Below are 26555 nucleotides of genomic sequence, written 5' to 3'. Positions count from 1 at the left end.
TCAACCCAATGGGCCCGATGTAATGCCGCATGAAGTGGTCCGCTCGTCTTCGTGCAAGTGCTCAGTCGAGCCCTCTGCTCTTTGCGCAAGCGCTCGTGGCTGCACCCGCGGGATTTGTCAGTAAGGTGAAGCCACGTGAAAGCCCTCCGCCGGTTCACCGTCCGCACGCATTTGCCCGAACGTCTCGTCGCGCTGGAGAGACTGTCGATCAACCTGCGGTGGTCCTGGGACAAGCCCACACAGGATCTGTTCGCCGCCATCGATTCGGAGCTGTGGAACCAGGCGGGTGGCGACCCGGTCGCACTGCTCGGCGCGGTCAGCCCGAAGCGACTGGACGAGCTGGCGGTCGACGAAGCGTTCCTGGCCAGGCTGGACCACCTTGCCGCGGAGTTGGACACGTATCTGACCCGGCCGATGTGGTACCAGGAGCGCGCCGCCGCCGGTGAGTCGCTTCCCACCGGGATCGCCTACTTCTCGATGGAGTTCGGCGTCGCCGAGGTATTGCCGAACTACTCGGGCGGCCTCGGCATTCTGGCGGGCGACCACTTGAAGTCGGCGTCGGACCTGGGCTTGCCACTGATCGCCGTCGGTCTGTACTACCGGTCCGGCTACTTCCGGCAGTCGCTGACCGCCGACGGTTGGCAGCACGAGAACTACCCGTCGCTCGACCCGCAGGGCCTGCCGCTGCGGCTGCTCACCGACGCGAAGGGCGAGCCGGTCCTGGTTTCACTCGCACTGCCCGACTCGGCCGAACTCAATGCCAGGGTCTGGATAGCGCAGGTCGGGCGAATTCCCTTGCTGCTGTTGGACTCCGACATCCCGGAAACCGAGCACGACCTGCGCGGCGTGACCGACCGGCTCTACGGCGGCGACCAGGAACATCGGATCAAACAGGAGATCCTCGCGGGCATCGGCGGCGTGCGCGCCATCCGCGCCTTCACCGCCGTCGAGGGGTTGCCCGAGCCGCAGGTGTTCCACATGAACGAGGGACACGCCGGCTTCCTCGGCGTCGAGCGCATCCGCGAACTCGTCACCGACGGCGGCCTCGACTTCGACACCGCGCTGACCGTGGTGCGGTCCAGCACGGTGTTCACCACCCACACGCCGGTGCCCGCGGGCATCGACCGGTTCCCCGTGGAGATGGTCAAGCACTACTTCGGCAGTCCGCCCGGCAGTCCGTCTGGCGCGAGTTCCCAGTTGCTTCCTGGCGTACCGCTGGACCGCATCGTCGCGTTCGGTGCAGAGGACGATCCGTCGAAGTTCAACATGGCGCACATGGGCCTGCGGTTGGCGCAGCGCGCCAACGGGGTGTCGCTGCTGCATGGCCGGGTCAGCCGGGGCATGTTCAACGAGTTGTGGGACGGATTCGACACCGGCGAGGTGCCGATCGGGTCGATCACCAACGGCGTGCACGCGCCGACGTGGGCGGCGCCGCAGTGGGTGGAACTCGCACGTGAGCTCGTCGGCGACGACCTCGACTCGCTGAGCGAGGCCGATACCTGGCAGCGGCTGCAGCAGGTCGACCCCGGTCACCTGTGGTGGATCCGCTCGCAGCTGCGGGAGCTGCTGATCGCCGACGTCCGGGCCCGGCTGCGTCGGTCGTGGCTGGAGCGCGGCGCATCCGAAGCCGAATTGGGCTGGACCGCAACCGCGTTCGATCCAAACGTGCTGACCGTTGGATTCGCCCGAAGGGTCCCGACGTACAAGCGGCTGACGCTGATGCTGCGTGATCCGGAGAAGCTCGAGAAGCTGCTGCTCGACGAGAAGCGACCGGTTCAGCTGATCGTCGCGGGCAAGTCGCACCCCGCCGACGACGGCGGCAAGGCGCTGATCCAGCAGGTGGTGCGCTTCGCCGACCGGCCCGAGGTCCGGCACCGCATCGCATTCCTGCCCGACTACGACATGTCGATGGCGCGGTTGCTCTACTGGGGTTGCGACGTGTGGCTGAACAACCCGCTGCGCCCGCTGGAGGCCTGTGGCACGTCGGGCATGAAGAGCGCGCTCAACGGTGGACTGAACCTGTCGATCCGCGACGGCTGGTGGGACGAGTGGTACGACGGCGAGAACGGCTGGGAGATCCCGACCGCCGACGGCCTGACCGACGAGACGCGCCGCGACGACCTCGAAGCCGCGGCGCTCTACGACCTGCTGGAGAACTCGGTCACCACCAAGTTCTACGACCGCGACGAGCACGGCGTCCCGACGCGCTGGGTGGAGATGGTGCGGCACACGCTGCAGACGCTCGGACCGAAGGTGCTGGCCTCGCGGATGGTGCGGGACTACACCGAGAAGTACTACGCGCCGGCCGCACAGTCGCTGCACCGAACCATCGAGCCCATCGACGGCGTCCCCTTCGGGGCGGCGCGCGAGCTGGCCTCCTACCGCCAGCGGGCCCACGACGCCTGGCCGAAGATCCAGATCACCGACGTGGACAGCTACGGACTGCCGGACACACCACTGCTCGGCTCGCAGCTGACTCTGACCGCGACCGTGCAGTTGGCGGGGCTGCGGCCCGACGAGGTCGTCGTCGAGGCCGTCGTCGGACGGGTGGACGCCGGAGACTCGCTGGTGAACCCGACGACCGTGCCGATGGCCCACACCGAGACGGCCGACGGAGGCAACGACGTGTTCTCGACGACGACACCGCTGCCCGTCGCCGGGCCGGTGGGCTACACGGTCCGCGTGCTGCCGCACCACCCGCTGCTCGCCGCGGACAACGAGCTGGGCCTCGTCACGCTGGCGTGAGCGGCATCCTGGAAGTCGAGGTTGCCGGCGGGCCGTACGCGCTGACCGCGGGGCCCGACGGTGCGATGTGGGTGACGCTGGTGCACAGCGGCGAGATCGCCAGGGTCACCGATCGCGGCGACCTCGATGTGTATCCCGTTGCGCCGCAGTGCAAGCCGTCGATCATCGCGGCCGGCGCCGACGGCGCGCTCTGGTTCACCCGTGCCGGTGACGACCGAATCGGCCGCATCACCACGGCCGGTGCTCTCAGCGCCTTCGAACTGGCGGGCGGCAGCGCGCCGTTCGGCATCACCGCGGGCCCGGACGGGGCGATGTGGTTCACCGCGATGACGTCGGGCGTGGTGGGAAGGATCGGCCTCGACGGCGAGATCTCCGACGTCGCCGCCCCTGGTGGCATGCCGTCGATGATCACGGCCGGGCCCGACGGCGCATTGTGGTTCACGCTGAATGCGGCCAACTCGATCGGCCGGCTGGAGCCGTCGGGTGAGCTGACCATCCGGGAGGTGCCGACGAAGGCGGCCGGTCCCGTCGGCATCGCCGCGACACATGACGACGCGGTGTGGTTCGCCGCGATCCTCGCCGAGAAGTTGGGCCGCATCCCCACCGACGACGCGATCCAGGAACTCGACCTACCAGGCAAGCCGCACGCGGTGGTCGCCGATCCGACCGGAGGGGTCTGGGTGAGCCTGTGGGGCTCCGACCAGGTCGCCAAGGTGAGCGCCGACGGCGAAGTCGTCACGATCGACCTGCCCGCGGGCAGCGAGCCGCACGGGTTGGCCATCGGCCCCGACGGCGCGCTGTGGGTGGCGCTGGAAGCCGGCTACGTACTGCGGCTACCCACCGCCTGAGCGCGGTTTCACCACCCCGCCGATCGCGGGTGCCTAGGCGCTGTAAGTTCCGAAGAACGCCAACTAGGGGGTTCTCCGTGCTCTGTCGTCACTTCGCCGTGGTGGCGACCTGTCTGTTGCTCGGAGCGGTGAGTCCCGCGGTGGCCGTCGCAGATCCCGGCGACGTCGTCGAGCCCGTCGCAGCCGAGGTGCCGATGCCACCCGAAGGCGCGCCGCCGGTCGACGACGGCAAGGTCGTGTCCCCGCCGCCGCAGATCCTCGAGAGCCCGGATGGCTGGAAGCTCACGCTGGCGGCCAAGGACGAGACGCAGATCATCAGCGCGCCGCTGACCACCGCGCTCTCGTCGCGCGAGTACGTCGTCGGCGGCACCTACAACGGCTCCCTCGTCGGGCCGGACGACGGCGACGAGCCCGCGGGCACCATCGAGGTCGGTTACCAGATCGGCTGCGGCATCGACATGAGCACGTCCAACGGCGTCTCCCTGACCGGCACCGTGGGGCTCAACCCGTCGCTGGGAATCCTTGGGACCGAGGTGGTTTCGCCGCTGCCGGACGGCATCCTGCCCGGCGTCGGCGGGAACCTCGGCGGCGGCATCACGGTGGGTCTCAAGCCGGGGATCATCAACATCGTGCCGGTCACCAAGAAGCAGTTCCAGGGCTCCGCGCCGTGGGTGATGATCAGCAACTTCCACGTCAAGATCGACGGCTGCGTGGGTCAGTCGTTCCTGCGCTCGTACGCCTTCCTGACGCGTTCGACCAAGATGTCCGACGCGATCGTGGCTTACTACGGCGAAACCAAGGTCGTATAAAGCGATTTCGGCGTGATTCGTACCGGTGAGCAAGACAAATCACGCCCAAATCACTCAGTCGAAGCGCTTGAAGCAGCGCTCCTGGTCGCCGAGTACGCCGACGCGGAACGCGTCGATGCGGGAGAAGCCCGACGGCACCGATTCACCGTTGACATCGCTGGCGACCAGGCCGTTGACGAGGATGCCCGACACCGCCTCGTCGACGTCGCCCGCGGTCAGCGCGATGGTGCTGCCGTCGGGGGTGGTGACGTCCTTCGTCATCTTCACGGTGGCGACACCGGTGAGGCAGGCGGTGCGCAGCGCGGCTTCGGCGTTGTCGAGCTTGACCCCGCCGCGTTCGTGCTGAAGGGCCTGCATGTAGCGCGACACCAGGATCGAATAGGCCGTGTTGTCGCCGGTGACCAGGCCACCGGGGTCCTCGTCGTCGGACGGCGTGCCGACCTCCGCCAGCGCGGGGAGGTCCACGATGATCGTGTTGGTCGACGGGCAGTAGGCCACCGGCGGGGTCACCCTGGCGTCGGCACACTGCTTCGCCTCGAACGTCAGCGCCGGGGGCTTGGCCGGCGTGAACAGGATGCCCATGGCGTCGACGATGGAACGCACGGACTCCTCCGTGACGGGCAGCTCGCCGGTCTGGTCGTCGGGCAGCAACACCGGCAGGTCGCCGCGGCGCTGCTCGATCTCCTTCGTGTCGATCGCCGCGCAGGACGACGCGCCGTCGGTGAAGCCGAACTGGAAAGCCGACACGCGCTCGAACGCCGAGCCGTGCTCGTCCTCGCCGACCTCGGGGTCGGACTGGTTGAGCAGCGGATCGCGGAAGGCGATCATCGCGGCCAGCAGATTGTTCAGTCCGTCGCCGGTGCTGAGGGTGAAGCGCGGCGAATTCCCCTCCGCGACCCAGCGCATGTAGACACCCGCAAGACAGTCGGCCTGCTGCTCGGACACCAGCGTCGGCGTGCTCTCCTTCGCCAGGCCTGCCTGGTGCTGAACCGAATGGCCGTACTCGTGGGCCAGCACCATCGTTACGGCCATGTCGCCGTTGGCCTTTCGCAGCGACGGCAACAGCTCGCCGCGGTCCCAGCCGATGGTGTTGTCGTCGAAGCAATAGCCGGCGTTGACCAAACCGTAGGTGTCGCCGCCGCAGAACTCGCCGTCGAATCCCTCGGCGTCCCAGGAGATGACCTTCTTGACGGGGGTGAACTCGCCGTCGAACGTCTCGGGGTAGGCCGTCTCCCAGAACTCTTCGATGTCGCTGACGGAGCTGGCACCGAGTTGGTCGATCTTGCCGCCGTCGGTGTCCTCGACGTCGCGCGTCGGCTCCTTGGCGTCGTCGCGCAGTCCCGTGGGGCCTTCGGTGGCGGGCATCCCCGCGACGCTGAATGGATCGCTGAACACGGAGACGGCCCTGCCCTCCACAGTGGTCGCGCACGACGCGACGAGAAGCGCCGAGCACGCGGCAGCGGCCACGCCTACGAGGTGCCGTCGACTCATGGCCGCCTTCCGCTCTCGGCGGCCGGGGCGGCACGCACTGATGGATTCGCTGCCAGGATAGTGAAGGCCGCCTGCCGCGGAACGAAATTGATCTTGAGCGGTGAGCTCAGGTCGATCTCAGCCGTTCCAGCGCGGCCCTGACTCGCTTCGGGTCGGTGGTCGCCCAGAACGGTGGCAGCGATGCCCGCAGGAAGCCTGCGTACCGTGCCGTGGCCATCCGCGAGTCGAGCACCGCGACGACGCCACGGTCGTCGACGCCGCGGAGCAGCCGGCCCGCGCCCTGCGCGAGCAGCAACGCGGCGTGGCTGGCCGCGACGGCCATGAATCCGTTGCCGCCGCGCGCGGCGATGGCACGCTGCCGCGCGGTGATCAGCGGGTCGTCCGGCCGGGGGAACGGGATGCGGTCGATCAGCACGAGCGACAACGAGGGACCTGGCACGTCGACTCCCTGCCACAACGACAGCGTGCCGAACAGGGACGCCTCCGGATCCTCGGCGAACCGGCGGACCAATGCCGACGTGGTGTCCTCGCCCTGGCACAGCACCGGGGTGTCGAGGCGGCCGCGCATCGCCTCGGTGGCGGCCTTGGCCGCGCGCATCGACGAGAACAGGCCGAGCGTGCGGCCACCGGCGGCGGTGATCAGGCCCTCGATTTCGTCGAGTTGTTCGGCGGATCCCGCGCCGTCGCGGCCGGGCGGTGGCAGGTGCGCGGCGACGTAGAGGATCCCCGAGGTCGCATGCGCGAACGGCGAGCCGACGTCGATGCCGCGCCAGCCGGGCTTCTCGTCGTCGCCGGTGAGGCCCCAGGATCGCGCCATCGCGTCGAACGTTCCGCCGACGGTCAGCGTCGCCGAGGTCAGGATCACCGTCGACTGGTCGAAGATCCTGGCGCGCAACAGGTTTGCCACCGACAGCGGCGCTACACGCAAGATGGCCCTGATGTTTCCTCGGTTGTCTTCGTGGTCCAGCCACACCACATCCGTGCGATCCGGAATGGCCGGGCCGAATGACGACAGGATGCGCGACGCGGTGTCGCTGATCTCGGTCAGCGCCGTCACGGCCTCGGTGCGGGCGGCCGCCGCCTTCGGATCGGTGGGGGAGGTGTCGATGGCGGAGCGCACCTTGTCGGCGGCGTCGCGCAACGCGGTCAGGTAGGTGGCCAACTCGTCGTCGAGGCGGTCCATCCGGCCGGGTTCGGCGTCGTGGATGGCCGACGTGAATGTCGCCGCGGCGGCCTCGAAGCGGTCGACGAGTTCGGAGTCGACCAGCCGGCCCACCCGCCGCTGGGCCACGCCGAGCGCCGTCGCAGACAGTTCCGCCGTCGCCACACCCGTCACCCGGTCCACCAGCTCGTGGGCCTCGTCGACGACGAGCAAGTCGTGTTCGGGCAGCACGTTGGCGTCGGCGATGGCGTCGATGGCCAGCAGGGCGTGGTTGGTGACGATCACGTCCGAGGTGCCTGCCTTCGCGCGCGCCTTCTCGGCGAAGCAGTCGGTGCCGAACGGGCAGCGGGTGGCGCCGATGCACTCGCGCGCCGAGACGCTGACCTGACTCCACGACCGGTCCGCCACGCCGGGGACGAGATCGTCGCGGTCGCCGGTCTCCGTCTCCGACGACCACTCGGTGAGCCGCTTCACGTCGCGGCCGAGTGCCGTCGTCGCGACCGCGTCGAAGAGCTCCTCCTGCGGCCGATCCTCTGGCTCGCCAGTCGACCCGTTGTGAATCTTGTTCAGGCACAGGTAGTTTCCGCGCCCCTTGAGCAGAGCGAACTCGGGGCGGCGGGGCAGCTCAGCGGTCAGCGCGTCGGCCAGCCGCGGCAGGTCGCGGTCGACGAGTTGGCGCTGCAGCGCGATGGTCGCGGTCGACACGACCACCGGCTCATTCGCCTCGATAGCCTTCGCGATGGCCGGCACCAGATACGCCAGCGACTTTCCCGTGCCGGTACCGGCCTGCACGGCGAGGTGCTCGCCGGTGTCGAAGGCGCGCTCGACGGCCTCGGCCATCTCGATCTGGCCGCTGCGCTCGGTGCCGCCGAGCGCGGTCACGGCCGCGGCGAGCAGCCCGGTGACGCGTGCGGTCTCGGAGGCCTCTGGCACGGCCGTCAACGCCCCGAACGCGTCGGCGGGATCAAGCGGGTCGGGATCGCCGGCTCGCCGCGGGAGAGCTTCAGCCCGTCCCACGGCAGGCAGTGCAGCCCGGCGGCGACGCGCTCACGGGCGGCGGCCAGCCCGAGGTCGCCGACGGGCTCGCCAGCGCGCACCAGTGGCACGGCCAGGGAGCGGGCGACGAGGCCGTCCTCCCCGGGGGGTGGCTGCCCGGCCGGATGCACGACCTCTTCGACCATGGTTCCGGACTGCTTGGCGAACCGGTGTGCCTCCTTGCGGCCGCCGTGGGATTCCTTGTGGCTGCTGCGTTTCTCCACCGGCAGGCCGTCCACCTCGACCAGCTTGTAGACCATGCCCGCGGTGGGCGCACCGGATCCCGTGACCAGCGACGTGCCGACGCCGTAACTGTCGACGGGTTCGGCGCGCAGCGCTGCGATGGCGAACTCATCGAGATCACTGGACACCACGATCTGGGTCTTCGTGTTGCCCAGCCCGTCGAGCTGGTCTCGAACCTGGCGCACCAGCACCCCGAGCTCGCCGGAGTCGATGCGGACGGCGCCCAGCTCGGGCCCCGCGGCGGCGACGGCGTTGGCCACGCCCGCCGTGATGTCGTAGGTGTCGACGAGCAGCGTGGTGCCGACGCCCAGCGCCGCCACCTGAGACCGGAACGCGGCTGGCTCGTCGGGACCTTGATCGCTGGCATGCAGCAGCGTGAACGCATGCGCGCTGGTGCCCATGGTCGGCACGCCGTAGCGGCGCTGCGCGGCGAGGTTCGACGTCCCGGCGAACCCGGCGAGGTACGCGGCCCGAGCAGCCGCGACGGCTGCCTCCTCGTGCGTCCGACGCGAACCCATTTCGATGAGTGGTCTGCCCTCGGCGGCGCTCACCATCCGCGCCGCAGCCGAGGCGATGGCCGAGTCGTGATTGAAGATCGACAGGGCCAGCGTCTCGAGCAGCACGCACTCGGCGAAGGTGCCGTGCACCGACAGGATGGGGGAGCCGGGAAAGTACAGTTCCCCCTCCGGGTAGCCGTCGACGTCACCACTGAACCGGTAGTCGGCAAGGTAGGCCAGGGTCGCGGGGTCGAGGAACTCGGCGAGCATGGCACGCGCGTCGTCGTCGAACGTGAACTGCGCCAAGGTTTCCACGAACCGCGCGGTGCCCGCGACCACCCCGTAGCGGCGACCCTCCGGCAGGCGGCGCGCGAACAGCTCGAACGTGGTTCGGCGATGGGCGGTGCCGTCCCGCAAGGCCGCCGCCAGCATGGTCAGTTCGTACTTGTCGGTGAGCAACGCCGCAGTCACACGCCCAACCGTATCGGGTTTGGGCCCCCGCTATTCTTGGCGACATGGTTACGCCAGCGCGGACCCGTCCTGGGACTCGCGAGGAACGTGTTGTCGATCCGGTGTCGAAGGACGAGGCCGCCACCGACAGCCCCTGGGTGACCCTGGTCTGGGACGACCCCGTGAACCTCATGTCGTACGTGACCTACGTCTTCCAGAAGCTCTTCGGTTACAGCGAGCCGCACGCCACCAAGTTGATGATGCAGGTGCACGAGGAGGGCAAGGCCGTGGTGTCTGCGGGCAGCCGCGAGTCGATGGAGGTCGACGTCGCCAAGCTGCACGCCGCAGGGCTGTGGGCCACGATGCAGCAGGACCGCTGAGGCGACGTGCGCAAGTGGAAACGGGTGGACACCGCCAATGGCGCGCGCTTCCGGTCGGCGTTGGCCGCCCACGAGTCGGTGCTGCTGCAGAGTCTGGTGAAGTCACTGCTGGACATGCTCGAGGGTCGTGAATCCTCCTCGCCCACAGATGAACTCGAAGAGCTCACCGGCATGAAGACGGGGCATTCCACGCCGCCGGAGGACGACACCATGAAGCGGCTGTTGCCCGACTTCTACCGGTCCAGGACCGATCACCCAGCCGGTTCGAGCGCAGCGGAGAGCCTCAACAGCGCGCTGCGCAGTTTGCACGAACCGGAGATCATCGACGCGAAACGTCAAGCGGCGCAACGTCTGTTGGACACCCTCCCGGCCGGGGGCGGCAAGTTCGAGATCACGGAGGACGACGCGCACTGCTGGGCGTCGGCCGTCAACGACGTGCGACTTGCGTTGGGCACCATGCTCGACATTGGTCCCCACGGGCCGGACCGGCTGCCGCCCGAGCATCCGATGGCCGGGCACTTGGATGTGTACCAGTGGCTGACGGTGTTGCAGGAATACCTGGTGCTGAGCCTGATGTCGGGAAAGGCTTGACAATGAGCGGCTCCATCACCGACGTCTCGGGCATCCTCGTCGGACATCACCACCGGCTCGACGCCGACGCCACGCTCGGCACCGGCTGGGCGTCGGGGACCACCGTCGTCCTGACCCCGCCGGGCACGGTCGGCGCCGTCGACGTCCGCGGCGGTGCGCCCGGCACCCGCGAGACCGACCTCCTCGACCCGTCCAACAGCGTGCGCTACGTCGACGCCGTGGTGCTCACCGGTGGCAGCGCGTACGGGCTGGCCGCCGCCGACGGCGTGATGACGTGGCTCGAACAGCACGACCGCGGCGTGGTGATGGCCGGCGGCCTGGTGCCGATCGTGCCGTCCGCGGTGATCTTCGACCTTCCGGTGGGCGGCTGGCAGTGCCGCCCGAGCGCCGAGTTCGGTTACGCGGCCGCCGAGGCCGCGGGTGTCGAGGTGGCGACGGGCAACGTCGGCGCGGGCGTCGGTGCGCGGGCAGGCATCTTGAAGGGTGGAATCGGCACGGCGTCGGTTCGGCTGGAGGACATCGGGGTCACCGTCGGCGCCATCGTCGCGGTCAACTCGGCGGGAAACGTCGCGGACCCGAGGACGGGACTGCCGTGGATGGCCGATCTGATCGCCGAACTGAACCTGGTGCCGCCGCCTGCCGAGCAGCTGGCGGCGTTCGCCGCTCGCGACGCCGAGTTGTCGCCGCTGAACACCACGATCGCCGTCGTCGCCACCGACGCGCTGCTGAGCCCGGCCGCGTGCCGCAGGGTCGCCGTCGCCGCGCAGGACGGCTTGGCGCGCACGATCCGCCCCGCCCATACGCCGCTCGACGGGGACTCCGTGTTCGCGCTCGCGACGGGTGCCATCGAGGTGGCACCGGCCAGCTGGCCGGGAGAAGCTACCCCCGCGGCGATGTCGCCGGAGACCAAGTTGGCCACCGCGGTCGGTGCCGCCGCGGCGGACTGCCTGGCCCGCGCGGTCATGGTCGGTGTGCTGGCCGCCGAGTCGGTCGCTGGAATACCGACCTACCGTGACATGTTGCCCGGAGCGTTCACAGGTTAGGAGGAACCGGACCGTGCTGGTGATTCGCAGTGACCTGGTCGACGCCATGGTCGCCCATGCGCGCGCCGATCATCCCGACGAGGCGTGCGGCATCATCGCAGGCCCGGAGGGCTCCGACCGTCCGGAACGTTTCATCAGGATGGACAACGCCGAGCGCTCACCGACGTTCTACCGATTCGACTCGGGTGAGCAGCTCAAGGTGTGGCGGGCCATGGACGAGGCGGACGAGGCACCCGTCGTCATCTACCACTCGCACACCGCAACCGAGGCCTACCCCAGCCGCACCGACATCTCCTACGCATCGGAGCCGGACGCCCACTACGTCCTGGTGTCCACCCGGGACCCGGACGAGCACGATCTGCGCAGCTACCGCATCCTCGACGGCGTCGTGACCGAGGAACCCGTCAACATCGTCGAGCAGTACCAGAACTAGAGGAGTTCTTCACATGTCCATCACCGTCTCCATCCCGACCATCCTGCGTACCCACACCGGCGGCGAGAAGCGCGTCAACGCGTCGGGCGACACCCTTGGCGCCGTGATCAGCGACCTCGAGGCCAACTACGCGGGCATCTCGGAGCGCATCGTCGACGGCGACAAGCTGCACCGCTTCGTCAACATCTACGTCAACGACGAGGACGTCCGGTTCTCCGGCGGGCTGGCCACCGAGATCTCCGACGGCGACTCCGTGACGATCCTGCCCGCCGTGGCTGGTGGCTGAGGGCGTTCGAGAATGACCAGGTTCGACTCGCTGCTGCAGGCGCTCGGCAACACGCCGCTGGTCGGGCTGCAGCGGCTGTCGCCGCGCTGGGACGACGACGCGGACGGCCCGCACGTGCGGCTGTGGGCCAAGCTCGAGGACCGCAACCCCACCGGGTCCATCAAGGACCGGCCCGCGCTGCGCATGATCGAACAGGCCGAACGGGACGGGCTGTTGCAGCACGGCGCCACGATCCTCGAGCCGACGAGCGGCAACACCGGCATCTCGATGGCGATGGCCGCGCTGATCAAGGGCTATCGAATGATCTGCGTGATGCCGGAGAACACGTCGATCGAGCGGCGCCAGCTGCTGGAGCTCTACGGCGCCAAGATCATCTTCTCGCCGGCCGAGGGTGGCTCGAACACCGCGGTGGCCACGGCCAAACAGCTCGCGGCCGAGCATCCCGAATGGGTGATGCTCTACCAGTACGGCAACCCGGCCAACGCCGACGCGCACTACGAGGGCACCGGCCCGGAGATCCTCGCCGACCTACCCGAGGTCACGCACTTCGTCGCGGGGCTTGGCACCACCGGCACGCTGATGGGCGCCGGGCGCTTCCTTCGTGAGCAGGTGCCGGGCGTGCAGATCGTCGCCGCCGAGCCGCGCTACGGCGAGGGCGTCTACGCGCTGCGCAACATCGACGAGGGCTTCATCCCCGAGTTGTACGACCCCGAGGTGCTCACCACCCGCTACTCCGTCGGCTCGTTCGACGCCGTCAAGCGCACGCGCGAACTCGTGCAGGTCGAGGGCATCTTCGGCGGCATCTCGACCGGGGCGATCCTGCATGCGGCGCTGGGCATGGCGGCGAAGGCCCGCAAGGCAGGCGAGCGCGCCGACATCGCCTTCGTGGTGGCCGACGCCGGCTGGAAGTATCTGTCGACCGGCGCGTACGCCGGTAGCCTGGATGATGCCGAGGACTCCCTGGAGGGGCAGCTATGGGCATGACAGGCAAGGCGGATCGCGCGTGAATCAACCGCTCGGATACTCCGCGACACCCGCGCCGAAGAAACGACCGACGTGGATGATCGGCGGCGCCACCGTCGTCAGCTTCGTCGCACTGCTCTACGTCGTCGAGATCTGGGACAACCTGACCGGACATCGCTTGGACCAGAACGGCATTCGGCCGCTGGAGACCGACGGACTGACGGGCATCATCTTCGCGCCGCTGCTGCACGCGAACTGGGCGCACCTGGTCGCCAACACCGGGCCCGCGCTGGTGCTGGGTTTCCTGATGACGCTGGCCGGGCTGTCCCGCTTCATCTACGCCACCGCGATCATCTGGATCCTCGGCGGCTTCGGCACCTGGCTGATCGGCAACACCGGAGCGCCGCCAGGGATCGAGACCAACCACATCGGAGCGTCGGGGCTGATCTTCGGCTGGCTGACGTTCCTCATCGTGTTCGGCTTCTTCACCCGCAAGGTGTGGGAGATCGTCGTGGGGATCATCGTGCTGTTCGTCTACGGCGGTGTCCTGCTCGGCGTGCTGCCCGGCACCTTCGGGGTGTCGTGGCAGGGCCACTTCTGCGGTGCCGTCGCCGGTGTGTTGGCTGCCTACCTGCTGTCCGGGCCGGAACGCAAGGCCCGTGAGAAGCGCAAGACCGGTCCGTCGTCGCAGCTGTCGTACTGACTGCTGACGGCGCTTTGCTGAAGTGAGGCGTCCGCCACATTCCCGCCCAGTTGCGTTTAGCGCCTCCATCACCGTCGCCGCAGGTGGGGCGTCACGTCATGGCGGGAGAATGAAACTCGCCGCGGAAAGCACTGATGTTTTCGTGCAAGCAAGATCGGGCATGGCAAGCTAGTGAGCGTGCGAATCACCGTACTGGGATGCTCCGGCAGTGTGGTCGGTCCCGATTCGCCAGCTTCCGGATATTTGGTGACTGCACCCGATACACCACCGCTGGTGATCGACTTCGGCGGCGGCGTGCTCGGCGCCCTGCAGCGCCACGCCGATCCCGGCACCGTGAACGTCCTGCTCTCGCACCTCCATGCCGACCACTGCCTGGATCTCCCCGGGCTGTTCGTCTGGCGCCGCTACCATCCGAACCCGCCCAAGGGACGCGCCCTGATGTACGGGCCCGCGAACACCTGGGAGCGTCTCGGCGCGGCATCCTCGCCAGAGGGCCGCGAGATCGACGACTTCTCCGACATCTTCGACGTCCGCAACTGGACCGACAATCAGCCGGTCGCCATCGGCGGCCTGTCCGTGCTGCCGCGGCTGGTCTGCCATCCGACGGAGTCCTACGGCATGCGGATCACCGACCCGTCCGGTGCGACGTTCGTCTACAGCGGCGACACCGGCTACTGCGACGCGTTGGTCGAACTCGCGCGCGGCGCGGACGCGTTTCTGTGCGAGGCGTCCTGGACCCACGCTGCCGACCGCCCGCCGAAGCTGCACCTGTCCGGCACCGAGGCCGGTCGCGCCGCCAAGAAGGCCGGCGTCCGTGAACTGCTCTTGACCCACATTCCGCCGTGGACCTCCCGCGAGGACGTGATCAGCGAGGCGAAGGCCGAGTTCGACGGTCCCGTGCACGCGGTGGTCTGCAACGAGACGTTCGACGTCGCGCATCACTGAGTCAGAGCTGCCCGTTAGGGTTGCCGGGTGTCCAGACGAGAAGACGGCCGCCTCGACGACGAGTTGAGACCGGTAACCATCACCCGCGGCTTCACCTCCCATCCCGCCGGATCGGTGCTGGTGGAGTTCGGGCAAACCCGGGTCATGTGCGCGGCCAGCGTCACCGAGGGCGTCCCGCGCTGGCGTAAGGGGTCCGGTCAGGGCTGGCTCACCGCCGAGTACGCGATGCTGCCCGCCGCCACCCACGACCGGTCGGACCGCGAATCGGTCAAGGGCCGCGTCGGCGGGCGCACGCAGGAGATCAGCAGGCTGGTCGGCCGCTCGCTGCGTGCGTGCATCGACCTCGGTGCGCTCGGCGAGAACACCATCGCGATCGACTGCGACGTGCTGCAGGCCGACGGCGGCACCCGCACGGCAGCCATCACCGGCGCCTACGTCGCGTTGGCCGACGCCATCACGTACCTATCCGCCGCAGGACGGCTGTCCGATCCGCGGCCGCTGTCGTGCGCGATCGCCGCGGTGTCCGTCGGCGTGGTCGACGGCCGGGTGCGCGTCGATCTGCCCTACACCGAGGACTCGCGCGCCGAGGTGGACATGAACGTCGTCGCCACCGACACCGGCACGCTCGTCGAGATCCAGGGCACGGGTGAGGGTGCGACGTTCCCGCGCTCGACGCTGGACAAGATGCTCGACTTGGCGCTCGTCGCGACCGAGCAACTGTTCGAGATTCAGCGTGCGGCGTTGGAGCTGCCGTACCCCGGTGTGCTGCCCGAGCCGACCACGCCCGGCAAGAAGGCGTTCGGAAGCTGACCGATCTGCTGGTCGCCAGCCGCAATCCCAAGAAGCTGGCTGAACTTCGCCGGGTGCTCGACGCGGCGGGGGTGTCCGGTCTGCGGCTGCTGTCGCTCGACGACGTCGCGGCCTTCGACGAAGCGCCGGAGACCGGTGCGACGTTCGAGGAGAACGCGGCGGCCAAGGCGCGCGACGCGTTCCGCGCGACCGGTGTGCCCGCCGTGGCGGACGACTCCGGAATCGCCGTGGACGCGTTGAACGGCATGCCGGGTGTGTTGTCCGCGCGCTGGGCCGGTGCGCACGGTGACGACGAGGCGAATCTACGGCTGGTGTTGGCGCAACTGAGCGACTTCCCCGACTCGCGGCGCGGTGCGGCGTTCGTGTCGGCGTGTGCCTTGGTGTCGTCGGCCGGCGAGACCGTGGTGCGGGGGGAGTGGCCGGGCGTCGTGGCGCGTGAGCCGCGGGGGAACGGCGGCTTCGGCTACGACCCGATCTTCGTCCCGCTCGGCTCGTCCCGCTCGGCGGCCGAACTGACCCCGGAGGAGAAGGACGCGGCGTCGCACCGGGGACGCGCGTTGGCGCTCCTGGTGCCTGCGCTGCGCGCGCTGACCGCGTCCTGACCGCGGCAGCAAATTTTGCCTAGCGTAACTAACGTGTAGTGTCGCGGCGTGGGTCATCAGATGGGTACGCCAGGTTCGGCGCCCACCCGGCCGCCTCATCCCGGCATCCTCGTCGCCGTGTTGTCGGCGGCGGGCATCAGTGTGTCTTTGATGCAGACGCTGATCATCCCGCTGATCCCCGAACTGCCGAAGTTGTTGAACGCCAGCCCGTCCAACGCGTCGTGGGCCATCACGGCGACGTTGTTGACCGCGGCGGTCGCGACGCCCGTGTTCGGCCGTTTGGGTGACATGTATGGCCCCAAGCCAATTCTCATCGCGTGCGCGGTGGTGCTGACCGCCGGTTCGCTGATCGCGGCGACGACCAGCTCACTGATTCCGTTCGTCATCGGACGCGGTCTGCAGGGTCTGGCGCTGCCCATCATTCCGCTGGGCATCAGCGTGCTGCGGGCGTCGGTGCCCGCCGAACGCGTCGGTAGCGCAATGGGTTTGATGAGCGCGTCGTTGGGTGTGGGTGGTGCACTTGGCCTGCCGCTGTCTGCGGCCATCGCCCAACAGTTCAGCTGGCACGCGTTGTTCTGGTTCGCGGCCGCCCTTGGCGTCGCGTCGCTGCTGCTGTTCGCGTTCATGGTGCCTGCGGTGCCCGCATCGTCGTCGGACCGGTTCGATCCGCTTGGCGCGATCCTGCTGGCGGGCGGGCTGGTCACGCTGTTGCTCGGCATCACCAAGGGCAACGGCTGGGGGTGGACGTCGGCGCAGACGCTGGGCATGTTCGGCGCGTCGCTGATGATCTTCGCGTTGTTCGCGACCTGGCAGCTGCGCATCGAGTCGCCGATCGTCGACCTGCGCACCACCGTGCGCCGCCCAGTGCTGACCACGAACGTCGCGTCGATCGGCGTCGGCTTCTCGATGTTCGCCCTGTCGCTGATCGCGCCGCAGGTGCTCGAGATGCCGACCCAGACGGGCTACGGCCTGGGCCAGTCGATGCTGCACGCCGGTCTGTGGCTGGCGCCCGGCGGGCTGGCGATGATGCTGGCGGCACCGATCGCGGCCAGGATCGCAGGTCGGTTCGGGCCCAAGTACACGCTGTTCATGGGTTGCGCGATCATCGGCGGTGGATACGTCGGCGGGCTGTGGTTGCTCGACAGCGCGCCGCGGGTGCTGGTGCTCAACGTGCTGGTCAGCATCGGTGTGGGGTTCGCGTTCGCGTCGATGCCCGCGCTGATCAACGCGGCCGTGCCCATGTCCGAGACGGCGGCGGCGAACGGGATCAACGCGCTGGCACGCTCGCTGGGCACGTCGATCTCCAGCGCCGTCATGGCCGCGATTCTGGCCGGGCTGACGATGACGGTCGTGGGTGCCGAGTTCCCCACCTTCGATGCCTTCCGCATCGCGTTGCTGGTGGCCGCGGGAGCCGCGGGTGTCGGGGCGGTGCTGGCCCTGACGATTCCCACCGCGCGAGCGGTGTCGGACGAGCCATTGGACGCTGTGGTGGAGGACTTCGCCGCCGAGCGCATGCAGCCGGACACCGTTACGCGGCTGGACCCCAGCGCCTACCTGGTGTGCAGCCGGCTCGACCGTGGGGATGGGCTGACTCTCGGGCAATTGGCCGCCACGTTCGGGGCGGAGGTGTCGACCGTCAGCAGGCACGTCAGCGGGCTGCTGCGCGACGGGTTGGCGACCGGATCGAGGCGCGGTGACGTGCCGGCGTTCTACCTGACGCCGCATGGACGCGATCGGTTCTACCGGCAGCGGGAGGTCGACGGCTGGGACACCTACGGTGTCCGACGGGGCGCCGCCGAATTCGACGTGCAGACGACGCCACTGCCGACGGGTCTATAAGCCGAACTGCGCCTTGATGTTCCGCGTCTGGAAATGCTCGACGATGATGCCCAGCAGCGGGATGGTGCCCGCCAATAGGACGCCGATGGTCTTCGGGATGGGCCAGCGCACCTTGGTCGCCAGGTTCGCGGTGAACAGCAGGTAGACGAAGTAGACCCAGCCGTGCACGATCCCGATCCAGCTCGGCGGATCGTCGACCTTGACGATGTACTTGAGCACCATCTCGTAGCAGAGCGCGATCAGCCAGATGCCCGTGGTCCAGGCCAGCACGCGATAGCCGAGCAGGGCCTTGCGCACGGTCTCCCGTTGCGACGTCGAGGGCGCAGGATCGGCGGCTTCCGGCCGTTCGGCGGGGGCCTCGGGATCGGGGCTGCTCATGGATTGGTCCTGTCGTCAGGGGTTTTCGAGGTGTCGTCGGATTTGGCGAGCTCGGCCAGGTAGGCGTTGTACTCGCGAATCTCGGGATCGCTGTCGGCTTGCGTTGCGGGCTTGGGTCTTTCGGGCAGCAGGCCGGCCGGGATCTCGGTCTGTTCGTCCTTCGCTGCGGGCACAGGCGGCGCCTCTTCGTAGCGGACGAACTTGTAGTAGCCGTAGAAGCAGAACGCCGCGAACATCGGCCACTGCAGGGCGTAGCCGAGGTTCTGGAACGTGCCAGATGCGGACTCGTAGCGGGTCCACTGCCACCAGGCCAGGCCGAGGCAGCCGGCAGCGGCGAGGACCACCAGCGCGATCAACGCCGGTCTCCTACGCCGTGTAGTGGACATTGCTCCACGGTACCGCGCCCGGTTTGCCGCTGGCGAACGTGCGCGGGTGGTCGAAAATCGGCCGAAAACTGGCACACGAGCGCACGTTGGAGAGTCCTCGACCAGTAGCGATCGCCACGAGTATTTACCTACCGCCGACCGGCGGCGGCTTTATAGCTTCAGAAGTCGTGACTACCTCCGCGTTCTCGCGACGCCGCGCGCTGCAATTGATCGGTCTGGCCGGCGGGGCTGCGGCCCTTGGCCCGCTGCTGGCGGCCTGCGGCTCCTCGGAGACGACTCACGCCTTGGCGGGAAGCGCGCCGGTGTCGGGAAGGTTCGACGGCGTCACGCTCAAGCTGCTGGTCAACCAACCGCACGTCACGTCGTTCCGCGACGTGCTGGCGCCGGCCTGGAAGGCGGCATCGGGCGGCGATCTCGACGTGACCGCCGCACCGTATGACCAGCTCACCAGCAAGCAGATCCTGGACGTGCAAAGCGGCACCGGCGAATTCGACGTCTTCGACTACTTCTACTTCGGTCTTGGTGACCTCGTCGATGCCGGCGCGCTCACCGATCTGACCGAGTGGATCGACACCAACAAGGACAAGATCGATGTCAGCGGCTACCTACCGTCGATCTACGACCCGTACACGCTGCTGGACGGCAAGCGGTACGGCCTGCCGTATGACGGGGACGTCCACATCCTCTTCTACAACGCCGAACTGCTCGACCGCTACAAGGTGGAACCGCCGAAGACCTGGGACGACTACGACGAGGTATCGGCCAAGATCACCACCGACGCCCGCGGCGCCGCATACGGCGCGATCGTGTCCGGCCAGCAGGTCCCGATGATCCTTGGCTGCTCGTTCATCAATCGGCTCACCGGTTACGGCGGCGAGCTGGTCGACGCCGACGGCAAGCCGACCCTGACCTCCGATGCCGCGATCGCCGCGGCCAAGCACCTGGTGGCGGTCGCGCCGTCCGCGCTGCCCACGCCGTTGCAGATCGGTTTCGACCAGGCCAACTCGGCGTTCCTGTCCGGTCAGGGCGCGCTACTGGACACCTGGACCGACATGGCGCTGCGTGCGGAGGATCCGACGGCATCGAAGATCGCGGGGCGATGGGGCGCGGTGTCACTGCCCGTCGGGGGCACGAACACGACGCCACGCACCGCGCTGGACGCCGGATTCGGGCTTGGCATCTCCACCGCCGCGAAGAACCCCGACGCGGCCGCCGCGTTCGTGGCGTGGGCCACGGCGGCCGCCCAGAACCTCAGCGTGTCGTCGACGGCTGGGGCGGGCATCGACCCAATCCGTGCCGCCGTGCTGGACGCCGACGGCTACGCCAAGGTGGTCACCAAGGCGATCGGACCGATCAGGCAGGGCCTCGGTGGCCGACCGCTGGTGTGGCCCAAGGAAGCCGGCGCACCGAAGCTGCTGCAGGATCTGGTCGATCAGCTCGCACTCGCGATCGCAGGCAGCCAAACCGTGGAGCAGTCGCTGGGCAACGCGCAAGCCAGCTGGGAGCAATCCCTGTCATGACCCGGCGCGTCCCGCTCTGGCTGGCGTTGCCTGCCGCGGCCGGGCTGCTGCTATTCCTCGTCTACCCAACGGGATACCTGATCGCGCTGGCCATCACGGATTCGTCGCTGGCCCATCCGCTCCGCAGCTTCTCCGGTGCCGAGAACTTCAGCTCCGCCCTGGCCTCGCCGGCATTCGTCCCGTCGCTGGCGCGGTCGACGGTGTTCGCCGTGCTGGCGGCCGGTGCAACCACCCTGCTGGGTCTGGCCGTCGCCGCGCTGCTGCGCGCCCGCGGCACCAACTTCGGCGTCGTCGGTGCGCTGTTGCTGCTGCCGTTGGTGACCGCGCCGGTTCTCATCGGGGTGGCGTGGAAACTGCTGCTGGCACCGGTCGGCGGTGGCTTCGCGCAGGTGTTCTCGGCGATCGGCCTCGGAGGGTTCAATCCGCTGGGTTCCGGTGTCGGCGCCTTTCTGGTGATCCTGTTGATCCACGTCTGGCAGTGGACGCCGTTCGCCGTGCTGATCTCGTTCGCGGCGCTCGGCGTGGTGCGGCCCGAACTGCTGGAGTCGGCCCGCATCGACGGCGCGAGCCCGTGGCGGACGTTCACCACGGTGGTCTGGCCGGCCGTCGCTCCTACGCTGTGGGCCGTGGTCGTCCTCGAGTTGGTGATCGGCTACAAGGTGTTCGACCTGATCGTCGTAATCACCTCCGGCGGACCGGGTTTCGCCACCACGCTGTCGCCGTACGCGATCTACCAGACAGGCCTGCGGGGCAGTTTCGACATGGGCACCGCCGCCGCGCAGACACTGATCTTCGCGGCCGTCGTCGGAGCGGTGGCCACGGTCGTCACCGCGGCTCGGGCGCGCGCGCTGAAGGCGGAGGTTTCGTGAACCCGTCGCGTCGGCGGTACTGGGCGGTGCGGGTCGCGTTGGTATTGATCGCGCTCGTCGCGTTGATCCCGGTTGGCTATCTGGTGTCGCTGTCGCTGCGGCCGCCCGGCGACGTGTTGAATTCCCGGCTGTGGCCCACGGCGTGGACCATCACCAACTTCAGCAAGGTGTTCGACACGATCGCGTTGGGCACGATGCTGCACAACTCCTGGGTGGCGGCGGTGGGCGCTGCCGTGCTGGCGGTCGTGATCGCCACGCCTGCAGCGTATTTCACGGCCCGGCGGTTCCGCGGCGACCGCCTGCTGACGGCGCTGCTGGCCAGCTACTGTGCCCCGCCGATCGTGGCGATCATCCCGCTGTTCTTCCTGCTGCGCTACGCGGGCCTGACGAACAATGCGCTGGGCCTGGTGCTGGTCAACGGAATCGCCAACGTTCCCGTCGCGGTGTGGCTGCTGGACGGCTTCGTGCGCCGCGTCCCGATCGAGATCGACGAGGCTGCCGTCATCGACGGGTTGTCGGTGTTCGGCGCGTTCCGGCGGGCAGTGCTGCCGCTGCTGTGGCCCGGTGTAGTGGCCGCTCTGTTGGTGGTGTTCTTCCTGAGCTACAACGATTTTCTGTTCGCGGTGTATCTCGCGGTGACGAAGGAGAGTCAGACGTTGACGGTGGGATTGTCGCTGTTCCAAGGCGACCGCAACGTGCAGTTCGGCCAGCAGGCCGCGGCCGGACTGCTCGGCATCGCACCGGTGTACGTCCTGGCGTTGGCGGCGCAGCGGTACCTGGTCGGCGGACTGACGACCGGTGCGACCAAGTGAGCGCCGTCGAGTTGGTGGGCCTCACCAAGTCCTATGGCGAGACCGCGGTGGTCGACGATCTGAGCCTGTCGCTTCCCGATGGTTCGTTGACGGTGCTCGTCGGGCCGTCGGGCTGCGGCAAGTCGACCACGCTGCGGATCGTGGCGGGTTTGGAATCGGCTGACAGCGGCACGGTGCACATCGGCGACCGCGACGTCACCGCCGCCACCCCGCGGCAACGCGACGTGGCGATGGTGTTCCAGAACTACGCGCTCTACCCGCAATTGAGCGTGGCGGGCAACATCGCGTTCCCGCTCCGCAATGCCGGGGTGGCCAAGGGCGAGGCCGCTCGACGGGCCGGGGAGGCCGCCGAGCGCGTCGGCATCACCGCGCTGCTCGACCGCAAACCGCGTCAGCTGTCCGGCGGCCAGCAGCAGCGCGTGGCGATCGCCCGCGCGCTGGTACGCACGCCGTCGGTGTTCCTGTTCGACGAGCCGTTGAGCAACTTGGACGCCAAGCTGCGCGTCGAGTTGCGTTCCGAGATACGGTGCCTGCAACAGGAATTGGGCATCACGGCGCTGTACGTCACCCACGATCAGGAGGAGGCGATGACCATTGCCGACCAACTCGTGGTGCTCAATGCGGGACGGATCGAGCAGCGGGGGACGCCGCACGACCTCTACCGCTCGCCGGCCAACACCTTCGTCGCCGGCTTCATCGGGTCGCCGACGGCCAACCTGATCAACGGCCGGATCGACGGCGGCGTTTTCCAGACCGGTGGCATTCGTTGGGACGTCACGGCCGCCGACCAGTCATCGGTGACCGTCGGGGTGCGGCCGGAGGACGTGCTGGTGCGCCCGGAGGCCGGTGCGGCCGGGCGGCTCGAATTGGTCGAATTGCTCGGCCCCAGATACGTATTCATCATCACGGTCGGTGAGCAGCGGTTGACCGCCGTGGTGGAGGACGCCGAGGTGACGCGTTGGGCGAGGCCGCCCGCACCTGGCGACGGCGTCGTCGTGACCGTGCGACCGGACCGCCTGCACCTGTTCGACGGCAGCTCCGGTACCCGGCTGCCCGCCGCGTAGCGGTTCGGCGGTATTGCTCATCGTGACGGTAACCCGAGCCAGAGACTGGTCGACGGCGCTAGCGTGACCGGTCGCCAATTGTCTTGAAGGAGTCCTGATGCCGCGCACACCCTGGACCACGCTGCCCGAGGCGGAGGAGGCGAAGACGTGGGACGTGGTGGCCGACGACATCGCCGCGGTCCTGGCCACCGACGCGCTGGCTCGCGACCGGGCCAACGAGCAGGCCACCGCCGAACTCAAACTGCTGAAGGAATCCGGACTCGCCAACCTGCTCATCCCGACGGACTTCGGCGGCCACGGCGGGCATTGGAGTACCGCGCTACGGGCGGTGCGCATCCTGGCCCGTGCCGACGCGTCCATCGCGCAGATCCTGGCCTACCACTACGTCAACCACGCCGGCATAGTCTTCTTTGGCGATCCTGCGCGGTGGTCGCACTGGTTCGGGGCATCCGCGGCCGGACAGTGGCTCTGGGGTGATTCGGTCAACCCCATCGACCCCGATCTCACTTTGACGGCCGACGGCTCCGGGTTCCGGCTCAACGGTCGGAAGCGCTACTCCACCGGTGCGTCGACCGGCGACGTGACGCTCGTGATGGCAGTCGAGCAGGGCGCGGACCGCGTGCTGGCAGTCGTCGTCGACCACGACCGGGACGGATTGCGGTTCGTCGACGATTGGGACTTCCTGGGGCAGCGGCTGTCCGCGAGCGGCTCGGTCGAGTTCGACGACGTTGCCGTCGACCGGTCGGATGTGCTCGGCGTGGTGGGCGAGGAGCCGTACTCGACACTGGTGACGCCTGGCATCCAGCTGGCGTTCGGCAACCTCTATCTCGGCATCGCGCAGGGCGCGCTGAGCCGGGCCCGGCAGCTCACTCTGGAACGGCGGGGAGCGTGGCTGCTCAGCACCGCCGAGCACTACTCGCGAGACCCGTTGGTGCAGAGGGTCTTCGGTGAGCTGGTGGCACGGGTCGCGGCCGTCGAGGCGCTCGCCGACCGCTGGAACGCCCGCTACGACGAGGTGATCGCGCGCGGCTCGGACGTGACCGCGGCCGATCGCGCGGAGGTGGCGATCGGCATCGCGCAACTGAAAGTGGTGTCCACCGAGACCGCGCTGGACGTCGCCCAACGGGTGTTCGAGGTGACCGGGACCAGCTCGACGCGCAGCGACATCGGGCTGGATCTGTACTGGCGCAACATTCGCACCCATTCACTGCACGATCCGATCGACTACAAGAAGCTCGAAGTCGGCGCCAACTTCCTCACCGGCGACGTGCAGCCCATCACGCTCTACACCTGAAACGCCGATCACGACTTCGGCCCGATGAACTCGTCGAGCCGGGCCGTTGCGGCCTTGCGGTAGATCGAGACCGTGTCCTTCCTCGACCGCGTCCACGGGATCTCGAGGTGATCGAGCGCGGCGGTGAACAACCCGATGATGTCTTCTGATCTGTTCGAGAAGTGGTAGCGAATGCTGCGCACGCCACGGTCATTGGCGATGACGCGGCAGCCGTCGCTCTCGATCAACCCGCGGACGAACTCCTCGGTGGCCTCGTAGACGTGCGCCTCCTGCCAGGGCTCGAGGGCTATCCGTCTGCTGTGCTTTCGGCCGGGGCCGTGTTGGGGGAAGAGGCAGGGCCAGTGCTTGGAGTAGAGACCGACCTCGACGCATCCCTTCTTCTGCGTAGTCGCTGAATGCTGGCCTGGCATCACCGTGTCGAGAGCGGCCCGGCACCGGGCGATGATTGCCGGGTACTTGTTATCGAGGATGATTCGCATCCGCCAGACCCGGCGATACTGCGAGATGCATCCGTCGCCGAGGTAGAGGCCTAGAAGATACGAGTACGCAGCCGTAGGAAGGGCCGAGAAGTCATGACTGACGCCGCACGGTGAGGATGCCCCCGGGAGCCTCAGTCGGTTCGGTGGTTTGCTTCGCCACTCGCGGACCGTTGGTCGCGGTATGCCCGTCTGCCGTGCAATGGCGCAGTCATTCATGCCAGCCGCGAGGAGGCGCTGCACCTCGTTGAACTCCTCAGCTGACCGCATCGGGCGCGCCTCTCGCCGGTTGTACGGCCCACGCTAGGAAGTGCCACCGACAGATTCCTCGCGGCTGCGAACAGGTAGGATCAACACGCTTGCGGGCGTGGCGCAATTGGCTGACGCGCGGGCTTTAGGTGCCCGTGTTCGAAAGAACGTGTGGGTTCGAGTCCCACCGCCCGCACTCTTAAATCGCCCATAACTGGGGCGAAACACAGGTCAGGCCACGGCCACCTGTTCGCGTTCCATCACCTCGGTTGCGGCGCGCTCGCCCGAGCGGACGGCTCCGTCGATGAACCCGTACATGACGGCCGAACTCTCGGTCCCTGCCCAGTGGATGCGGCCGCACGGTTCGCGCAGTGCGGGGCCAAACTCGGTCAGGACACCCGGCGGAGCGTGGCAGATCATCCCGCCGCCGGTATAGCGTTCGACGGTCCAGTTCTGCTCGACGTAGTCGATCGGTGCCTTCGCCTTGTCGCCGAGCCGTTCGGCGACGGCGTCGAGCACGGCCTTTCTGCGTTCGGCCTCGGTGAGTTCGCCGATCTGGCGCGCGACGGGCCCCTCGGTGATGACGGTCAGCATCCCGGGAGTTCCGGTGTCCGTGCAGGAGTCGATGGTGAGGTTCGCCGGCGACCCCGGCGCGAACGACTGGCCCGAAAGCCCGTCGGCACGCCAGAACGGTTCGTCGTAGACCAGAGCGATCTTGAAGACCGCGCCGAGAGGCATCCGCTGGTGCAGGAACGACCGGTCCACCGACAACATCGGCTCGTAGATGATCTGGCCGGCGATCGCGATCGGCACGGCAACGATGACGCGGCGTGCGCACACCACCATGTCGTCCGACCGGACCGTGACCCCGTCGGCATCCTGGACGATGCTTCGCACCGGCTGCGACAGGTGAATGGCATCGCCGAGTTCGGCGGCCATCGGCCGGTGGATGGCACCCATGCCGCCGACCGGCCGGGCGTCCTCGGCGGCGTCCTTGACTCCCAGCACGAAGCTCGGCCCACCCGCGGATGCCATTTGGTACAGAACGAAGAGCATCGACAGCTCCGAGGCCGCCGAGGTGTAGGTGCCGGCGATCGCGGCTTCCAGGAGCTCGTGGGCGGGCTTGGACAGCGTGTGCTTGTCGAGCCACTGCGCGTAGCTGAGCTGATCCCACTTGCGCGCCTTGGGCGCTTCCCACGGGGCTTCGAGCGGAATCGACTTGCACATGTGCCCCAGCTCGAGGAAGGCCGCACCGATGTTCGCGACCGCCCACGGGCTCATCGACAACGGAATCGTGCCCGTGTAACGGTACTTCTTGCCGTCGACGAACATCATCGCGTCACCGTCGACGTACTGCTTGTAGCTCGGCACGCCGAACTCGTTCATCAGTCGGTAGATGGCGTCTTGCCCGGGCCCGATCCACGCACCGCCGCGGTCGATCCACGACCCGTCGTCGCGCACCTCGGTAAAGGTGCGGCCGCCGACCCGGTCGCGGGCCTCGAGCAGCGCCACCGAGTGGCCCGCCTGTTTCAGCCGCAGCGCCGCGGTCAATCCCGCGAATCCTGCACCGACCACGCAAAAGTCGACATCGGCCATGAGCGTCCCTCTTCGTTGAGTTCGACAGGGCCGCTC

General features: G+C 68.4%; 26 protein-coding genes and 1 tRNA gene. 20 read left to right on the top strand and 7 right to left on the bottom strand.

What is annotated here, in order from left to right; translation table 11 throughout:
* Positions 1 to 135: 135 nt before the first annotated feature.
* The 3 genes from glgP (at position 136) to N536_RS0134105 (ending at position 4402) form a co-directional block, all read left to right on the top strand.
* Complete coding sequence (gene glgP, locus N536_RS0134115) at positions 136 to 2745, top strand: alpha-glucan family phosphorylase (RefSeq protein WP_029117717.1); 2610 nt, start codon at positions 136 to 138, stop codon at positions 2743 to 2745.
* 65 nt (positions 2746 to 2810) lie between these two features.
* Positions 2811 to 3593, top strand: coding sequence for a virginiamycin B lyase (locus N536_RS0134110; protein WP_231514724.1), 783 nt, complete (start codon positions 2811 to 2813; stop codon positions 3591 to 3593).
* Positions 3594 to 3670: 77 nt separating this feature from the next.
* A complete protein-coding gene (locus tag N536_RS0134105; protein WP_029117715.1) occupies positions 3671 to 4402 on the top strand; it encodes an MspA family porin in 732 nt (243 codons plus the stop codon).
* Positions 4403 to 4456: 54 nt separating this feature from the next.
* Here N536_RS0134105 and N536_RS0134100 read toward each other — a convergent pair whose 3' ends face one another.
* The 3 genes from N536_RS0134100 to N536_RS0134090 form a co-directional block, all read right to left on the bottom strand.
* On the bottom strand, positions 4457 to 5893 hold the full coding sequence (locus N536_RS0134100; RefSeq protein WP_029117714.1) for a neutral zinc metallopeptidase: 1437 nt from the start codon (positions 5891 to 5893) through the stop codon (positions 4457 to 4459).
* Positions 5894 to 5999: 106 nt separating this feature from the next.
* Entirely contained in the window at positions 6000 to 7988 is a 1989-nt protein-coding gene (locus N536_RS0134095) for an ATP-dependent DNA helicase (protein ID WP_029117713.1), read from the bottom strand.
* A 5-nt stretch (positions 7989 to 7993) separates the two neighbouring features.
* Positions 7994 to 9301, bottom strand: coding sequence for a nicotinate phosphoribosyltransferase (locus N536_RS0134090; RefSeq protein ID WP_029117712.1), 1308 nt, complete (start codon positions 9299 to 9301; stop codon positions 7994 to 7996).
* 44 nt (positions 9302 to 9345) lie between these two features.
* Between N536_RS0134090 and clpS the strand changes: the two genes are divergently transcribed.
* From clpS to N536_RS40290, 11 genes are all read left to right on the top strand, one after another.
* On the top strand, positions 9346 to 9660 hold the full coding sequence (clpS, locus tag N536_RS0134085) for an ATP-dependent Clp protease adapter ClpS (protein ID WP_029117711.1): 315 nt from the start codon (positions 9346 to 9348) through the stop codon (positions 9658 to 9660).
* Between the two features lie 6 nt (positions 9661 to 9666).
* Positions 9667 to 10251, top strand: a complete 585-nt coding sequence (locus N536_RS0134080) for a DUF2017 domain-containing protein (protein ID WP_029117710.1) — start codon at positions 9667 to 9669, stop codon at positions 10249 to 10251.
* A 2-nt stretch (positions 10252 to 10253) separates the two neighbouring features.
* Positions 10254 to 11294: a P1 family peptidase gene (locus tag N536_RS0134075; RefSeq protein WP_029117709.1), complete on the top strand. Its 1041-nt coding sequence runs from the start codon at positions 10254 to 10256 to the stop codon at positions 11292 to 11294.
* A gap of 13 nt (positions 11295 to 11307) precedes the next feature.
* Positions 11308 to 11727 carry a Mov34/MPN/PAD-1 family protein gene (locus tag N536_RS0134070; protein ID WP_029117708.1) on the top strand — a complete coding sequence of 140 codons (420 nt, stop codon included), beginning with the start codon at positions 11308 to 11310 and terminating at the stop codon, positions 11725 to 11727.
* A gap of 13 nt (positions 11728 to 11740) precedes the next feature.
* Positions 11741 to 12013 (top strand): MoaD/ThiS family protein, encoded by a 273-nt coding sequence (locus N536_RS0134065; protein ID WP_029117707.1) that lies wholly within the window; start codon positions 11741 to 11743, stop codon positions 12011 to 12013.
* A 12-nt stretch (positions 12014 to 12025) separates the two neighbouring features.
* The gene (locus N536_RS0134060) at positions 12026 to 12997 is read left to right on the top strand and encodes a PLP-dependent cysteine synthase family protein (RefSeq protein ID WP_029117706.1); all 972 of its coding nucleotides are present in this window, start codon (positions 12026 to 12028) and stop codon (positions 12995 to 12997) included.
* Positions 12960 to 13679, top strand: coding sequence for a rhomboid family intramembrane serine protease (locus tag N536_RS0134055; protein ID WP_081809504.1), 720 nt, complete (start codon positions 12960 to 12962; stop codon positions 13677 to 13679). Before N536_RS0134060 ends, N536_RS0134055 begins: the two co-directional genes overlap by 38 nt.
* Before the next feature lie 171 nt (positions 13680 to 13850).
* Positions 13851 to 14624 carry a cyclic nucleotide-degrading phosphodiesterase gene (locus N536_RS0134050; protein ID WP_029117704.1) on the top strand — a complete coding sequence of 258 codons (774 nt, stop codon included), beginning with the start codon at positions 13851 to 13853 and terminating at the stop codon, positions 14622 to 14624.
* A 27-nt stretch (positions 14625 to 14651) separates the two neighbouring features.
* The gene (rph, locus tag N536_RS0134045) at positions 14652 to 15434 is read left to right on the top strand and encodes a ribonuclease PH (protein WP_029117703.1); all 783 of its coding nucleotides are present in this window, start codon (positions 14652 to 14654) and stop codon (positions 15432 to 15434) included.
* The gene (rdgB, locus tag N536_RS0134040; RefSeq protein ID WP_029117702.1) at positions 15431 to 16036 is read left to right on the top strand and encodes an RdgB/HAM1 family non-canonical purine NTP pyrophosphatase; all 606 of its coding nucleotides are present in this window, start codon (positions 15431 to 15433) and stop codon (positions 16034 to 16036) included. The genes rph and rdgB overlap by 4 nt, the downstream gene beginning before the upstream one ends.
* A 48-nt stretch (positions 16037 to 16084) precedes the next feature.
* The gene (locus tag N536_RS40290; RefSeq protein WP_231514720.1) at positions 16085 to 17875 is read left to right on the top strand and encodes an MFS transporter; all 1791 of its coding nucleotides are present in this window, start codon (positions 16085 to 16087) and stop codon (positions 17873 to 17875) included.
* Here N536_RS40290 and N536_RS0134030 read toward each other — a convergent pair.
* Entirely contained in the window at positions 17870 to 18253 is a 384-nt protein-coding gene (locus N536_RS0134030) for a DUF3817 domain-containing protein (RefSeq protein ID WP_029117701.1), read from the bottom strand. The two genes, N536_RS40290 and N536_RS0134030, sit on opposite strands and share 6 nt — an antisense overlap.
* Positions 18250 to 18639, bottom strand: coding sequence for a hypothetical protein (locus N536_RS0134025; RefSeq protein WP_029117700.1), 390 nt, complete (start codon positions 18637 to 18639; stop codon positions 18250 to 18252). The genes N536_RS0134030 and N536_RS0134025 overlap by 4 nt, the downstream gene beginning before the upstream one ends.
* 167 nt (positions 18640 to 18806) lie before the next feature.
* On the opposite strand from N536_RS0134025, the gene N536_RS0134020 reads away from it, so the two are divergent.
* From N536_RS0134020 to N536_RS0134000, 5 genes are all read left to right on the top strand, one after another.
* A complete protein-coding gene (locus N536_RS0134020) occupies positions 18807 to 20159 on the top strand; it encodes an ABC transporter substrate-binding protein (RefSeq protein ID WP_029117699.1) in 1353 nt (450 codons plus the stop codon).
* Positions 20156 to 21028, top strand: coding sequence for a carbohydrate ABC transporter permease (locus N536_RS0134015; RefSeq protein ID WP_029117698.1), 873 nt, complete (start codon positions 20156 to 20158; stop codon positions 21026 to 21028). Before N536_RS0134020 ends, N536_RS0134015 begins: the two co-directional genes overlap by 4 nt.
* Positions 21025 to 21840, top strand: coding sequence for a carbohydrate ABC transporter permease (locus N536_RS0134010; RefSeq protein WP_231514719.1), 816 nt, complete (start codon positions 21025 to 21027; stop codon positions 21838 to 21840). Before N536_RS0134015 ends, N536_RS0134010 begins: the two co-directional genes overlap by 4 nt.
* Positions 21837 to 22904 (top strand): ABC transporter ATP-binding protein, encoded by a 1068-nt coding sequence (locus N536_RS0134005; RefSeq protein ID WP_029117696.1) that lies wholly within the window; start codon positions 21837 to 21839, stop codon positions 22902 to 22904. Before N536_RS0134010 ends, N536_RS0134005 begins: the two co-directional genes overlap by 4 nt.
* A gap of 97 nt (positions 22905 to 23001) precedes the next feature.
* Complete coding sequence (locus N536_RS0134000) at positions 23002 to 24198, top strand: acyl-CoA dehydrogenase family protein (RefSeq protein WP_029117695.1); 1197 nt, start codon at positions 23002 to 23004, stop codon at positions 24196 to 24198.
* 8 nt (positions 24199 to 24206) lie between these two features.
* Here the strand turns inward: N536_RS0134000 and N536_RS43230 are convergent, their stop codons facing one another.
* Entirely contained in the window at positions 24207 to 24677 is a 471-nt protein-coding gene (locus tag N536_RS43230; protein WP_231514718.1) for a hypothetical protein, read from the bottom strand.
* Between the two features lie 358 nt (positions 24678 to 25035).
* On the opposite strand from N536_RS43230, the gene N536_RS0133990 reads away from it, so the two are divergent.
* Positions 25036 to 25119, top strand: a tRNA-Leu gene (locus N536_RS0133990).
* 35 nt (positions 25120 to 25154) lie between these two features.
* On the opposite strand, the gene N536_RS0133985 is transcribed toward N536_RS0133990, so the two are convergent.
* A complete protein-coding gene (locus N536_RS0133985) occupies positions 25155 to 26519 on the bottom strand; it encodes a flavin monoamine oxidase family protein (protein ID WP_029117693.1) in 1365 nt (454 codons plus the stop codon).
* Between the last annotated feature and the right edge of the window lie 36 nt (positions 26520 to 26555).

This window comes from Mycobacterium sp. URHB0044, assembly GCF_000620625.1.
In the GTDB taxonomy this organism is placed as follows: domain Bacteria; phylum Actinomycetota; class Actinomycetes; order Mycobacteriales; family Mycobacteriaceae; genus Mycobacterium.
Note: the sequence above shows the minus strand (reverse complement) of the source record. Positions and strands in the feature narration are given on the sequence as shown.

Excerpts from the sequence above, each read along its gene's own strand:
- N536_RS0134110 (WP_231514724.1), top strand. The coding sequence starts at position 2,811 with ATGTGGGTGACGCTGGTGCACAGCGGCGAGATCGCCAGGGTCACCGAT.
- N536_RS0134100 (WP_029117714.1), bottom strand. The coding sequence starts at position 5,893 with ATGAGTCGACGGCACCTCGTAGGCGTGGCCGCTGCCGCGTGCTCGGCG.
- clpS (WP_029117711.1), top strand. The coding sequence starts at position 9,346 with ATGGTTACGCCAGCGCGGACCCGTCCTGGGACTCGCGAGGAACGTGTT.
- N536_RS0134075 (WP_029117709.1), top strand. The coding sequence starts at position 10,254 with ATGAGCGGCTCCATCACCGACGTCTCGGGCATCCTCGTCGGACATCAC.
- N536_RS0134065 (WP_029117707.1), top strand. The coding sequence starts at position 11,741 with ATGTCCATCACCGTCTCCATCCCGACCATCCTGCGTACCCACACCGGC.
- N536_RS0134060 (WP_029117706.1), top strand. The coding sequence starts at position 12,026 with ATGACCAGGTTCGACTCGCTGCTGCAGGCGCTCGGCAACACGCCGCTG.
- N536_RS0134055 (WP_081809504.1), top strand. The coding sequence starts at position 12,960 with ATGCCGAGGACTCCCTGGAGGGGCAGCTATGGGCATGACAGGCAAGGC.
- N536_RS0134030 (WP_029117701.1), bottom strand. The coding sequence starts at position 18,253 with ATGAGCAGCCCCGATCCCGAGGCCCCCGCCGAACGGCCGGAAGCCGCC.
- N536_RS0134025 (WP_029117700.1), bottom strand. The coding sequence starts at position 18,639 with ATGTCCACTACACGGCGTAGGAGACCGGCGTTGATCGCGCTGGTGGTC.
- N536_RS0134015 (WP_029117698.1), top strand. The coding sequence starts at position 20,156 with ATGACCCGGCGCGTCCCGCTCTGGCTGGCGTTGCCTGCCGCGGCCGGG.
- N536_RS0134000 (WP_029117695.1), top strand. The coding sequence starts at position 23,002 with ATGCCGCGCACACCCTGGACCACGCTGCCCGAGGCGGAGGAGGCGAAG.
- N536_RS43230 (WP_231514718.1), bottom strand. The coding sequence starts at position 24,677 with ATGCGAATCATCCTCGATAACAAGTACCCGGCAATCATCGCCCGGTGC.
- N536_RS0133985 (WP_029117693.1), bottom strand. The coding sequence starts at position 26,519 with ATGGCCGATGTCGACTTTTGCGTGGTCGGTGCAGGATTCGCGGGATTG.